This window comes from Streptomyces sp. NPDC002793, from assembly GCF_040295485.1.
In the GTDB taxonomy this organism is placed as follows: domain Bacteria; phylum Actinomycetota; class Actinomycetes; order Streptomycetales; family Streptomycetaceae; genus Streptomyces.
Map to the genome: position 1 here is coordinate 20,441 of NZ_JBEOVL010000001.1, position 13,341 is coordinate 33,781.

10 protein-coding genes are annotated in these 13,341 nt (G+C 71.7%); 6 read left to right on the forward strand and 4 right to left on the reverse strand.

From position 1 onward, the window contains the following. Positions 1-14: 14 nt before the first annotated feature. Both cofD and ABT001_RS00090 read left to right on the forward strand, forming a co-directional pair. Positions 15-971, forward strand: coding sequence for a 2-phospho-L-lactate transferase (gene cofD, locus ABT001_RS00085; RefSeq protein WP_351269947.1), 957 nt, complete (start codon positions 15-17; stop codon positions 969-971). Next, entirely contained in the window at positions 968-2,293 is a 1,326-nt protein-coding gene (locus ABT001_RS00090; protein WP_351269950.1) for a coenzyme F420-0:L-glutamate ligase, read from the forward strand. The genes cofD and ABT001_RS00090 overlap by 4 nt, the downstream gene beginning before the upstream one ends. A gap of 21 nt (positions 2,294-2,314) precedes the next feature. On the opposite strand, the gene ABT001_RS00095 is transcribed toward ABT001_RS00090, so the two are convergent. The 3 genes from ABT001_RS00095 to ABT001_RS00105 form a co-directional block, all read right to left on the reverse strand. After that, on the reverse strand, positions 2,315-3,313 hold the full coding sequence (locus ABT001_RS00095; protein ID WP_502967386.1) for a DNA-3-methyladenine glycosylase family protein: 999 nt from the start codon (positions 3,311-3,313) through the stop codon (positions 2,315-2,317). 80 nt (positions 3,314-3,393) lie between these two features. After that, on the reverse strand, positions 3,394-4,485 hold the full coding sequence (gene manB / locus ABT001_RS00100; protein ID WP_351269953.1) for a mannose-1-phosphate guanylyltransferase: 1,092 nt from the start codon (positions 4,483-4,485) through the stop codon (positions 3,394-3,396). 78 nt (positions 4,486-4,563) lie between these two features. Continuing rightward, complete coding sequence (locus ABT001_RS00105; protein WP_351269955.1) at positions 4,564-5,997, reverse strand: N-acetylmuramoyl-L-alanine amidase; 1,434 nt, start codon at positions 5,995-5,997, stop codon at positions 4,564-4,566. A 139-nt stretch (positions 5,998-6,136) separates the two neighbouring features. On the opposite strand from ABT001_RS00105, the gene ABT001_RS00110 reads away from it, so the two are divergent. From ABT001_RS00110 to ABT001_RS00120, 3 genes are all read left to right on the forward strand, one after another. Next, the gene (locus tag ABT001_RS00110; RefSeq protein WP_351269957.1) at positions 6,137-6,889 is read left to right on the forward strand and encodes a TIGR03089 family protein; all 753 of its coding nucleotides are present in this window, start codon (positions 6,137-6,139) and stop codon (positions 6,887-6,889) included. A gap of 235 nt (positions 6,890-7,124) precedes the next feature. Continuing rightward, complete coding sequence (locus tag ABT001_RS00115; RefSeq protein ID WP_351269959.1) at positions 7,125-8,429, forward strand: LCP family protein; 1,305 nt, start codon at positions 7,125-7,127, stop codon at positions 8,427-8,429. A 374-nt stretch (positions 8,430-8,803) separates the two neighbouring features. Further along, a complete protein-coding gene (locus tag ABT001_RS00120; protein WP_351269962.1) occupies positions 8,804-10,435 on the forward strand; it encodes an LCP family protein in 1,632 nt (543 codons plus the stop codon). A 69-nt stretch (positions 10,436-10,504) separates the two neighbouring features. Here ABT001_RS00120 and ABT001_RS00125 read toward each other — a convergent pair whose 3' ends face one another. Continuing rightward, the gene (locus tag ABT001_RS00125) at positions 10,505-11,527 is read right to left on the reverse strand and encodes a glycosyltransferase family 2 protein (RefSeq protein ID WP_351269964.1); all 1,023 of its coding nucleotides are present in this window, start codon (positions 11,525-11,527) and stop codon (positions 10,505-10,507) included. A gap of 178 nt (positions 11,528-11,705) precedes the next feature. On the opposite strand from ABT001_RS00125, the gene ABT001_RS00130 reads away from it, so the two are divergent. After that, entirely contained in the window at positions 11,706-13,214 is a 1,509-nt protein-coding gene (locus ABT001_RS00130) for an LCP family protein (protein WP_502967387.1), read from the forward strand. Positions 13,215-13,341: the final 127 nt, after the last annotated feature.

Below are 13,341 nucleotides of genomic sequence, written 5' to 3' on the forward strand. Positions count from 1 at the left end.
CCACACTGTTCCGCATGCGCATTGTGGTTCTGGCCGGCGGTATCGGTGGTGCTCGTTTCCTGCGTGGCCTCAAACAGGCCGCGCCCGACGCGGACATCACGGTGATCGGCAACACCGGCGACGACATCCATCTGTTCGGGCTGAAGGTCTGCCCCGACCTCGACACCGTGATGTACACCCTCGGCGGTGGCATCAACGAGGACCAGGGCTGGGGGCGTACCGACGAGAGCTTCCAGGTCAAGGAGGAACTCGCGGCGTACGGCGTGGGGCCCGAGTGGTTCGGCCTCGGCGACCGTGACTTCGCGACCCACATCGTCCGTACGCAGATGCTCGGCGCGGGCTATCCGCTGAGCGCGGTCACCGAGGCGCTCTGCGCACGGTGGAAGCCGGGGGTCCGGCTGATCCCGATGTCCGACGACCGTGTCGAGACGCATGTGGCGGTGGACGTCGACGGCGAGAGCAAGGCCGTCCACTTCCAGGAGTACTGGGTGAAGATGCGCGCGTCCGTGCCCGCGCAGGCCGTCGTGCCGGTGGGCGCGGAGCAGGCCACGCCCGCGCCGGGCGTCCTGGAGGCCATCGCCGAGTCCGACGTCATCGTCTTCCCGCCGTCCAACCCCGTCGTGTCGGTGGGCACCATCCTCGCCGTGCCCGGTATCCGGGAGGCGATCGCCGAGGCCGGGGTCCCCGTCGTCGGGCTCTCCCCCATCGTCGGCGACGCACCCGTGCGCGGCATGGCCGACAAGGTGCTGGCCGCGGTGGGTGTCGAGTCCACCGCGGCGGCCGTCGCCCGGCACTACGGTTCGGGGCTGCTCGACGGGTGGCTCGTCGACAGCGTGGACGCCGGAGTGGTCGACGAGGTCGAGTCGGCGGGGATCCGCTGCCGCGCCGTCCCGCTGATGATGACGGACGTCGACGCCACCGCCGAGATGGCCCGGCAGGCCCTGGCGCTGGCCGAGGAGGTACGGGTATGAGCGGCGGACCGGCCGACGGGGCTCCCTCCTACCGGGTGTGGGCCCTGCCCGGGATCCCCGAGGTACAGGAGGGCGACGACCTCGCGAAGCTGATCGCCGGCACCGAGCCGGGCCTCGTGGACGGTGATGTCCTGCTGGTCACCTCGAAGATCGTCTCCAAGGCCGAGGGCCGGATCGTCGAGGCCACGGACCGGGAGGCGGCGATCGACGCCGAGACCGTCCGGGTGGTCGCCCGGCGCGGGACGCTCAGGATCGTGGAGAACCGGCAGGGGCTCGTCATGGCGGCCGCCGGGGTCGACGCCTCGAACACCCCGGCCGGCACGGTGCTGCTGCTGCCCGAGGACCCCGACGCGTCGGCCCGGCTGATCCGGGACGGTCTGCGGGACACGCTCGGGATCGAGGTCGGGGTCGTCGTCACGGACACCTTCGGACGCCCGTGGCGCAGCGGCCTGACGGACGTCGCGATCGGAGCGGCGGGGGTCAGGGTCCTCGACGACCTGCGGGGCGGCACCGACGGATACGGCAACCCGCTGAGCGCCACCGTCGTGGCCACGGCCGACGAACTCGCCTCGGCCGGTGACCTGGTGAAGGGCAAGGCCACCGGGCTGCCCGTGGCGGTGGTGCGCGGACTCCCGCACGTCGTGGCCGACGCCGGTGAGGCGGACGGGGGTGCCCGCGCGTTGGTGCGGGTCGCGGCCGACGACATGTTCCGGCTGGGGACGTCCGAGGCGGTGCGGGAAGCGCTGCACCTCCGGCGCACGGTGCGGGAGTTCGCCGACGAGCCGGTCGACCCCGGGGCCGTACGGCGCGCGGTGGCGGCGGCGGTGACGGCTCCGGCGCCGCACCACACGACACCGTGGCGGTTCGTCCTGCTGGAGTCGGCGACGTCGCGTCACCGGCTGCTCGACGCCATGCGGGACGCGTGGATCGCGGATCTGCGGCGGGACGGGAGGAGCGAGGAGTCGATCGCCAAGCGGGTGCGTCGGGGCGACGTCCTGCGCAACGCGCCGTACCTGGCGGTCCCGTGCCTCGTGATGGACGGCTCGCACACCTACGGGGACGAGCGCCGGGACGCCGCGGAACGCGAGATGTTCGTGGTCTCGGCCGGCGCGGGCGTGCAGAACTTCCTGGTGGCGCTCGCGGGTGAACGGCTCGGGTCGGCGTGGGTGTCCTCGACGATGTTCTGCCGGTCCGTGGTGCGTGAGGTGCTGGACCTGCCGGAATCCTGGGACCCGCTGGGCGCGGTGGCCGTGGGCCACCCGCTGGGAACGCCCCCGGCGCGGGCCGCCCGGGACGTGGAAACCTTCATCACGGTGCGCTGACACCGGCCCCGGGCCCGCCGGTCACAGCCGGGCGATGTCACGCGGTGTCATCCGGGGGGCCCGGCGGGCCGGGGTGCGGCCCGAGAGCATGATCAGGCGGGTCGCGCGGTGGCGCTGGCCCTCGTACGGGGCGAGGAGCGCCAGCATCTCCTCGTCGTCGGCGTTCCTGTTGTCCGCGAGCGCGTGGCCCACGATGCCCGGCAGGTGGAGGTCGCCGACCGTCACCGCGTCGGCCGCGCCGTTCGAGCGCTGCAGGGTCTCCGCCGCCGTCCAGGGGCCGATGCCCGGGATCAGCTGCAGCCGGGCCATCGCCTCCGGGAGCTCCATCGCGGCCGCCTCCTCCATGCGCCGGGCCACCCGGACCGCGCGCAGGATCGTGGCGGAGCGCTTGGCGTCCACACCCGCGCGGTGCCACTCCCAGGACGGGATCAGCGACCAGGCCCTGGCGTCCGGCATGACGTACAGGCCGTACGTGCCGAACGCCTGGTCCGCGGGGCCGGGGGCGGGGGTGCCGTAGGTGCGGACCAGCAGCCGCCAGGCGCGGTAGGCCTCGTCGGTGGTGACCTTCTGTTCCAGGACCGAGGGGATCAGCGACTCCATGACCAGCCCGGTGCGCAGCAGACGCAGACCGGGCCTGCCGCGCTGGGTCAGCGCGAGCAGCCGGTGGCGGGGGCGGAAGGCTTCCGGGGTGTCGTCCGCGCCGAGCAGTGCCGGGAGCCCGTCCAGGAGCCACTGTGAGCCCTGGCCCCAGGCCGCCGCGTGGATCACGCCGTCGCGGGACGCCGAGACGCGCAGGGTGCCGGGACCGGCGGGCGTGCGGGTGGCACGCCAGAACGTTCCGTCGGGCAGCGCCCGGTAGGCGGGGTCCGCCGGGCCGCGCCGCAGGGGGCTCAGGACCAGCCGGAGGTCGAGCGGCCCCGGCGGGGTCCAGGTCCGGGTCCGCGGCGGTGCGCAGTCCTCCGCCGACGCCGGCTCCTGTCGGGGCACGGCGGTGGTGCGGGGTACGAAGCGTCCTGCCACGGGTGAGGTCCTCGGTCGTCAGGGGGTACCTGTCGAGGGTACGGCCTCACCTGCGGCGGCGGTCCCGGCGCCGGGACCGTTCACTGGTCGGACGAGAAGCGGACCGCGCCGGCCGGGAGGACCGCGCCGCACCAGACGCGGATGCCGTCGCGCAGCTCGTTGTCCGCGCCGACCTGGGCGCCGTCGCCGATCACCGCGCCCGTGAGGACCGAGCGGCTGCCGATGCGGGCGCCTGCTCCGACCAGCGAGTCGGTGATCACCGCGCCCGGTTCCACGACGGCGCCTTCCAGCACGGTGGAGCCCGAGATCCTGGCGCCCGCGCCGATCAGCGCGCCCTCGCCGATGACCGTACCGCCGGTGAGCTTGGCGTCGGCGGCCACGGAGGCGGTGGGCAGGACGAGACGGTCGCCGCAGCGGCCGGGGATCGCGGGCGACGGCGCGCGGCCGAGGACCAGGTCGGCCGAGCCGCGTACGAACGCCTGCGGGGTGCCGAGGTCCAGCCAGTACGTGGAGTCCACCATGCCCTGCAGATGGGCGCCGTCGGCCAGCAGGCCGGGGAAGGTCTCGCGCTCCACGGAGACCGGCCGCCCCGCCGGGACGGTGTCGATGACCGACCTGCGGAAGACGTACGCCCCCGCGTTGATCTGGTCGGTGACTATCTCCTCGGGTGTCTGCGGCTTCTCCAGGAAGGCCGTCACCCTGCCGGTGCCGTCCGTCGGTACGAGACCGAAGGCGCGCGGGTCCTCCACCCTCGTGAGGTGCAGGGAGACGTCCGCCCCCGAGGTGGCGTGCGCGGCGACCAAGGCCCGGATGTCGAGGCCGGTGAGGATGTCCCCGTTGAACACGATGACGGGTTCGTCCGGGCCCGAGGCCAGCCGCGACGCCACGTTGCGGATGGCTCCGCCGGTACCGAGGGGTTCGTCCTCGGTGACGTACTCGATGGAGAGGCCGAGCGACGAACCGTCACCGAAGTACGGTTCGAAAACCTCCGCGAGGTAGGACGTCGCGAGCACGATGTGCTCCACCCCGGCAGCCCTGGCGCGCGCCAGCTGGTGCGTGAGGAACGGCACGCCCGCCGCGGGCACCATGGGCTTCGGGGTGTGCACCGTGAGCGGACGCAGCCGGGTGCCCTTGCCACCGACCAGGAGGATCGCTTCTTTTGCCTCTGTCACAGCACCGTCTCTGCTTCCTGCTGGGGCCGGGCCTCGTTCGGCTGGCCAGTGTATGCAGACCGTTCGGAGCCCTCCCGGTCAGCGGCCCTGCAGCTTCGCCGAAGTGGTCCGGGCCGTGCCGAGCTTCTTGTAGAGACGAATTCCGGGGCATTCGGTTGCGAACCCGTCGCGGTGCCCGGAGATGACGTGCAGATTGGCCTTCGCGCCCTTCTTGTACTTGCCGCTGCCCCCGGAGACGAGCGTCACCTTGCCCCTGGGGTTGCGGCCGAACAGACCGAGCTTCCACGCGGTGAGTTTGGCGACCGCGGTGACCGCGGCGGCGGGCGGATTCTTCGAGCTGTAGGTCCCGAGTACGGCGATGCCCATGCTGTTCGTGTTGAAACCGAGGGTGTGGGCCCCGAGGACCGCTCTCGACACGCCCCCGGCGCGTCCCTCGTAGATCTTGCCGCACTTGTCGATGGCGAAGTTGTAGCCGAAGTCCCGCCAGCCGCTGCTCTTGACGTGGTAGCGGTAGATGCTGCGCAGGACGGACGGTGCCTGGGCGCAGGTGTAGTTGTTGCCGGTGGCGCTGTGGTGGACGAACGCGGCCTTGACTGTCGAGGTGTAGGCGAAGTTCCGTTCGCGCAGGCTCTCGTCGGCGCCCCAGCCCTTACGGGTGACGATGCCCGGGCGCGGCCCCACGTACGGCTTGGCACCGGCCGCGACGACCGCCTGCTCCTCCGACTCGGCCTTGCTCAGCGGGGCGATCTCGGAGGCGCCCAGCGGGGCGAGGTCGGCGTTGACCGCGGAGCTCTCCGCCGCGGCCAGGATGAGACCCGCGGACTCCGGGAGGGCTCCGGGCTGGATGGCCGTGGCGGGCGTCGCGGTACCCGGCGAGGGTGCGACGGCCGACGGTGTGCCGGGGGCCGGGGTGCCGTCGGCGCGCGGCTGCTCCGGGTCCTCACCCGGGTCGACGAGTTCCACCTGGAGGCCCGAGGGCAGGGGTGCGGCGGCGCCTCTCGGCCCGGTGTTCCCGGACCGTACGCGTACCTCCACACCGTCCGAGTCGCCGACCCAGAGGGGGGCGGTGGAGCCGCGCACCGTGCCCGATTCACGCTCCGGGCTGCCCGCGTCGGCTGCGTGGTCGGTGTTGTGGGTCTCCAGCGACTGCCAGCCGGACCAGGTGGTGGTGCCGGTCGCTCGGGTACGGACCTGGACGGTGCCGTGCAGTTCGGTGTCGGCGTCGTCCCAGACCACGCCGACGAGCGAGAAGCGGTGCGAGTCCCGCCGGAGCAGCCCTTGCGGCGCCGTGGGGTCCATGGATCCGGTGGGCCGGCCGGAGGCCCGCGGCGTCGCGTCGGTGAGCGGCCGCAGGGGCAGGGACTGGGTCGAGCCCGCGGGCTCGGCGGGTGCGGCCGCGGGCGCTTGTGCGACCGGGGCCTGGACGGGGGCGGCGGGTGCGGGCGCGGCGAGCGGGAGGGTGAGTGCCGTCGCGCAGGTGACGCCGATCGAGGTTGCAAGAAGTGCACGCATACAGGAAATCCTTGTCAGAGTCAGGCATTTCCGGCTACTGGAGTAAGGGCGCCCCCACCTGACGCACCGTCTGCCGAACCGGTGTACCGGGTACCCGTCACGCCCTGCCGGCCCGGCGCCGCCGCGTACCCTTGCGCGGATGAACGCCAGTGATCGCACCCCCGCCGACCTGCTGCGATCCGCGCTCGCCGCGGACCCGGCCCGCCCCCTCGTCACCTTCTACGACGACGCAACCGGAGAGCGCGTCGAACTGTCGGTGGCCACGTTCGCCAATTGGGTGGCCAAGACCGCCAATCTGCTCCAGGGCGACCTGGCCGCCGAGCCGGGCGACCGGCTCGCTCTGCTGCTCCCCGCCCACTGGCAGTCGGCCGTCTGGCTGCTCGCCTGCTCCTCGGTGGGCGTCGTCGCCGAGGTACAGGGCGACCCGGCGTCCGCCGACCTCGTCGTCAGCGGACCTGACACGCTCGACCGGGCCCGCGCCTGCCGCGGCGAGCGGATCGCGCTGGCCCTGCGCCCGCTGGGCGGCCGATTCCCGCAGCCTCCCGAGGGGTTCGGGGACTACGCCGTGGAGGTGCCGGGCCAGGGCGACCGCTTCGCCCCGTACGCACCGGTGGACCCGGCGGCCCCCGCGCTGACCGTCGGCGGCTCCGTCCTGACGGCGGACCAGCTGGTCGCGCGGGCCCGCGAGGACGCCGCGGAGCTGGGACTGGGCCCGGGATCCAGGCTGCTGACGGGGCGTACGTACGACACCTGGGAGGGGCTGTCCGCCGGGCTCTTCGCGCCGCTGGCCGCAGGCGCCTCCGTGGTCCTGTGCCGTCACCTCGACCGGCTGGACGAGGACGGACTGGCCAAGCGCGTCGAGAGCGAACGGGTCACCGGGACCGCGGTCTGACGGACACGGGGCCCGGCGGACGGGCCGCATGACAGGTGCGCGGTATGACAAACCTCCTGAGGGCCACTCGTCCGGCCCAGGTCGGGCCGAGCCCCCGGGCCTGGGCATCGACGGCGGTACATGATCGGGCGGTACGAAGCACCGCCGGGAACGCCACCTGACATGCACAACCAAGCGTGAGGTTCAGCCGTCTACTCCTGCGACCGGCGGCCCCTCGTGCCGCCGAACGTGAAGGATGGACGCAGACGTGAGCGACAGCCCCGGTACCCCGGCCGAACAGGACCGCCCGGACGACCCGGCCGGGGACGCACCGGAGGACGGGTCGCGGGACGCCGCCACGACCACCGGGGCCGCCGGGACCTGGGGACGGCGGCCCGAGCGCGGACCGCGGCCCCCCAGGCGCCACTGGCTCCGGTGGACCGCCCTCGGGGCCTCGCTCCTGGTGCTGGTCGCGGCCGGGGCCGGGTGGTGGCTGTACAAGAAGCTCGACGGCAACATCACGACCGACACGAGCGCCGCCGCCGAGCTCAAGGCGTACGAGAAGGAGCGCCCGCTGCCCATCGCGCGGGACGCCCAGAACATCCTCCTCATCGGCTCCGACACCCGCTCCGGCGACAACAGCGCGTACGGGCGGGACGACGGCGGCAGTCAGCGGTCGGACACCACGATCCTGCTGCACCTCGCGGCCGACCGCGGGAGTGCGACGGCGGTGTCGATCCCGCGCGATCTGATGGCCGAGATCCCCAGCTGCCACACGACCGACGACAAGGCCACGGGGGCGCGGTTCGCCCAGTTCAACTCAGCCTTCGAGCTGGGTGGCACGGCCTGCACGATCCGTACGGTCGAGAAGATGACGGGCATTCGCGTCGACCACCACATGGTCATCGACTTCAACGGCTTCAAGGACATGGTCGACGCCGTGGACGGTGTCGAGGTCTGCCTCAAGGAACCGGTCGACGACGCCGACGCCCACCTCCGGCTCCCCGCCGGCCGCCAGACACTCGAAGGCGAGGAGGCCCTGGGATACGTACGGGCCCGCAAGTCGATCGGCGACGGCAGCGACACCGAGCGCATGGACCGTCAGCAGAAGTTCCTGGGTGCCCTCGTCAACAAGATGCAGAGCAACGGGGTGCTGCTGAACCCGACGCGGCTCTATCCGGTGCTGGACGCGGCGACCAAGTCACTCACCACGGACCCGGGCCTCGACTCCCTGAGGGACCTCTACGACCTGGTGCGCGGGATGCGGAACGTGCCGACGGAGAAGGTGCAGTTCCTGACCGTGCCCCGGAGGGCGTACCACGCCAACGCGAACCGCGACGAACTCGTGCAGCCGGACGCGGACCGGCTGTTCACGCAGCTGCGCAAGGACCAGCCCGTCACCGTGGTCCCGGGCACCGATATCAATTCCGGGGATTCACAGGCAGATCACAGCTCCGACAAGGAGGCGTCCGGTCGGAAGCCCGCAGAATCGGAGGCCGGCCCGACCCCCGCACCCACCTATTCAGGGTCGAATGCCGCGGATGACCTGTGCGGCTCGTAAAACAATTCGCACGTCATGGACGGCAATCGGAGCGGAATAGGCGGAATGCCCGGGTTCAAAGGGCGTGGAGGGGGTCACGCGCATCCCCCGTGGTCGATTCCGCCGGATAGTGTGACGCGATCCGGCGGACGCGGCCATCAGGCAGCGCACGGCCGTGGGCGGGCGAAGGAAATCGACCCGGTCTTTCCCGTACACCGCATCGCCCCGGTCGCGGGGGCCTGTCCGCGACTCCCCACGACACGACACGGACCGACAGGACCACCTCGGCGTACACGCCGGAAGACATACAGAGGAAAGCGCCGACGAGGCGGAAAGCGCGAAGTGACAACGGGTCCTCGCGCCACAACGGAATTCTGAGGAACAGGGGGGTCCTGGTGGGACGGAGCAGCATGCGCGGGGAGGAGACACGGCCGCGCGGCCGGCACGACGAGCCGCCGGGCGACGGCGGGGACGACGCGGCTCCGCCGGTGCCCGGACAGGGGGCGGCGGAGAACGACCGCAGTGCGCGGCGGGCCGCCAAAGGCGGTAGACGACGGGTGCTGCGCTGGGCGTCATCCGTTCTCGCCCTGCTCATACTCGGCACCGGCGGCGCCGGTTACGTGTACTACAAGCACCTCAACGGCAACATCAAGAAAGAGGACCTGACCCTCGGCGACAAGCAGATGGCCGACCACAAGGCCAACGCCGCCGGGCAGACACCTCTGAACATCCTGCTCATCGGATCCGACGCCCGGGACTCCACGGCCAACCAGAAGCTGGGCGGCGCGAAGGAGACCTTCGGCGGTACCCCGCTCGCCGACGTGCAGATGCTGCTCCACCTCTCCGCGGACCGCAGCAACATCTCGGTCATCAGCATGCCGCGCGACACCATGCTGAAGATGCCCAAGTGCACCGACCCCGAGTCCGGCAAGGTCTACCCGGCGAGCACCGTCGACGTCCAGACCAACCAGAGCCTGGGCCGCGGCGGCCCGGGGTGCACGGTGGCCGCCTGGTACGAGCTCACCGGCATCACCATCGACCACTTCATGATGATCGACTTCGCGGGTGTGGTCTCGATGGCCGACGCGGTCGGCGGCGTCCCGGTCTGTGTCGACGCCAACGTGTACTCGCACACCAGCGACGGCAAGGGTTCGGGGCTGAAGCTGGAGAAGGGCACCACCTCCGTCAAGGGCAAGCAGGCCCTCCAGTGGCTGCGCACGCGGTACGGCTTCGAGGACAACACGGACCTCGGCCGGACCAAGGCCCAGCACCAGTACCTGAACTCGATGGTCCGTGAGCTCCGCAAGGGCACCAAGCTCACCGACCCCGTGAAGCTGATGGACCTCGCCGAGGCGGCCACCAGCGCGCTGACGGTGGACAAGGGCCTCGACACCGTCAAGAAGCTGTACGACCTGGCCGAGGAGCTCAAGAAGGCCCCGACCGACCGCATCACCATGACGACCATGCCGAACGTCTACGGCACGGGCAACTTCGCGGGCCGGGTGTATCCGAAGCCCGACGAGGCCGAGCAGGTGTTCCGCATGATCCGCGAGGACGTCCCGCTGGACGGCAAGGCGTCTAAGCGCAAGACGCCCGTGGTGAAGGACGAGGCCGCACCGGCCGCCGAGATCGCGGTCAGTGTGCGCAACGCGACCTCCACGGACACCCTCGGCACCGTCCAGGGCCGTGCGAGCGCGGTCCAGGGGCTGCTCACGGAGGCGGGCTTCGCCAAGACGACGGTCGACTCGCAGAACGTCGAAGCGGCTGCCACGACCGGGCTCCTGTACCCCAGCGCGGACATGGAGGGCGACGCCCAGGCGGTCGCCAAGGCTCTCGGGATCCCGGTGTCGCAGGTGAAGAAGTCGACCGATGTCTCGGGCATCGTCCTGGCCGTGGGCGCCGACTGGCGCGAGGACGGGGCGTACCCCGCGAAGGCCGCCGAGGAGAAGACGCCGGACTCGGCGAACCCCCTCAACGGGGCGGACGAGCAGGCCTGCATGCAGGTCAACCCGAGTTTCACCTGGTGACGGCTTCGACATGAGGAAGGGCCCCACCGGCGACGGCGGGGCCCTTCTCCCTTCACGTGGGTACGGCGATCAGGCCGGCTGCTCCCGCAGGGACGGGCGGCGGCTGGCGATGACCTTCTTCGCCAGCGAGCGGGGGCTGGTCAGGAAGCCGTATCCCCAGGACATGTGCATGGTGGCCAGCGCCACCGGGATCTGTGCCCGTGCCTTCAGCGACAGCCCCTTCCCGGCGGGCAGCGACCCCGCGACCACGGCCGCGACGTACCCGGCCGGCACGACGAACGCCCACGGGGTGACGGCTGCGCCCACGACGATGCCCGCAGCGATGGCACAGACGGCGGTCGGCGGGGCCAGGTAGCGCAGGTTGATCGAACCGGGGTGGTAGCGGGCCACGACGTGACGCCAGCGGCCGTACTCCTTGTACTGCTTGGAGAGGGCGCGGACGCTGGGCCGCGGGCGGTACTGCACCTTCAGCTCGGGGGAGAACCAGATCAGGCCGCCCGCCTCACGGATCCGGAAGTTCAGCTCCCAGTCCTGGGCGCGGATGAACTCCACGTTGTAGCCGTCGGCGCGTTCCAGGGCCTCGCGGCGGAAGACCCCCAGATACACGGTCTCGGCCGGGCCCGCCTTGCCCCCGGTGTGGAAGGCCGCGTTGCCGACACCGATCTTCGAGGTCATCGCGGCGGCGACGGCGTCCTCCCAGGCGTTCTCGCCCTCGGCGTGCATGATGCCGCCGACGTTCTGCGCGCCCGTCTCCTCCAGGAGCCGGACCGCCGTCGCGATGTAGTTCGGCGAGAGCATGCCGTGGCCGTCGACCCGTACCACGATCGGGTGATGTGACGCCTTGATCGCGGCGTTGAGCGCGGCCGGGGTCCGGCCGGTCGGGTTGGGGACGGTGTGGACCCGGGAGTCCTCCCGGACCAGCTCGGCGGCGATCTCGTCCGTACGGTCGTTCGACGGGCCGAGGGCGATCACCACCTCCATCTCACCGGCGTACTCCTGCTCCAGGATGTGCCGGACCGAGTTCCTGAGATGGCGTTCCTCGTTGAGCACCGGCATGATCACGGAGACGGCGGGGTACTGCGCGGCAGACATGTGGTCCTCGGGGGGTCCTCGGGGGTGCCAGGGTTCCGGGGGTTCTCGCACCCCAGGAGGCGGCGTGACTCGGCCGCCACGTTACCGCGAACGGGGGACGGCGGCGCGCGCCTCCCAGTCTGTAGATCGTATGGGCCTACGGTGCGAAAGTCCCACTCGTACCGCGGAGGTGTCCCTCGTGCCCACGCCGCACCGATCGCCCCGTCCACCGCACCCCCGGACCGCTCCCCCGCAGCGCGGTCCGTCACGGCGGCCCGGAACCCGCGGCCGCGCCGCCGGTCGGAGCCGGGCCGGCGGGCGTAAGCCGCCGCCCCGGTGGGGCATGCGGGTCGTCACCGGGCTGTCCGTGCTGGTGCTCGGCGCCGGCGGGATCGGCCATGCCGTGGTCAGCGGTCTGGAGACGGGGATCGGCCGGGTCGACCCGTTCAAGGACATGAAGAACCGCCCCCAGGGCGGCCACGGCATGAACTTCCTGCTCGTCGGCACCGACGGCCGCGACCGGATCAGCGCGGCCGAGAAGGAGAAGTACAAGCTGGGCGGCGCACCCTGCCACTGCACCGACACCCTGATGCTCGTCCATGTCTCCGCCGACAAGCAGCGGGCCAGCGTCGTCAGCCTCCCGCGCGACAGTTACGCCGAGCTCCCGGCCCACACCGACGGCACCACCGGCAAGGAGCACGCCTCCCATCCGGTGAAGCTGAACGCCGCCTACGCGGAGGGCGGCCCCCATCTGACGGTGCGGACCGTCGAGCAGATGACGGGGGTCAAGATCGACCACTATCTGGAGATCGACTTCACCAGCTTCATGAAGACGGTGGACACCCTCGGCGGGGTGGAGATCTGCACCGCCAAGCCGCTCAAGGACTCCTACACCGGCCTGGACCTCGCCGCGGGCACCCACGAACTCGACGGCGGCCAGGCACTCCAGTACGTACGCTCCCGGCATCTCGACGGCGCGGCCGACCTGGGCCGGATGCAGCGCCAGCAGAAGTTCATGGCCGCGCTGATCGAGCAGACGACCAGCAGCGGTGTGCTGATGAACCCCATGAAATTCCAGCGGGTCGCCTCGACGATGCTCGAATCGGTCCGCGCCGACAAGGGGTTCGGCACGGACCAGATGCTGGAGCTCGGCAAGGCCATGCGCGGCTTCACCCCGGCCTCCTCCGAATTCGCCTCCGTCCCCGTCGAGGACGAGAGCTACCAGGTCAAGGGCATCGGCTCCACCGTGAAGTGGGACGCCGAGAAGTCGAAGAAGATGTTCCAGTCGCTGCGCGAGGACCAGCCGCTCGCCCCGCACCTGCCGAAGCGGCCCCGGGCGACGCCCGTCGGCGTGGCCCCGGAACAGATCCGCGTGCAGGTCTACAACGGGACACCGAAGGACGGGCTCGGCCAGAAGGTCGACGCGGCACTGCGCGGCACCGGCTTCGACACCACCCGCGCCCCGCTCAACGGCGGACCGCAGGACCTGCGGCGGACCCTGGTCACCTACGACCCGCGCTGGGACCGGTCGGCGAAGTCCCTGGCCACCGCGCTGCCCGGGTGCGAGCTCAAGGCGGTGAAGGGGCAGGGCGCGACGATGAAGGTCACGGCGGGCTCGGACTTCACCGAGGTGCAGCGGGTGAAGGCGGAGGACACGCAGCGTGGCGAATTCGGCACGGTGACGGGCGACGAGGTGGTCTGCCCGTGACCCCGGCCCGGGCCCGGGGCCCTTGGCCCCTGGCCGGTCATAGGGAAGGTACCGACAGCCGAGCGCCCGTTTTACCACCTTTTACCTGACCGTCTTTTCCCTATGACGACCCGAGCCCGGCGGGAGG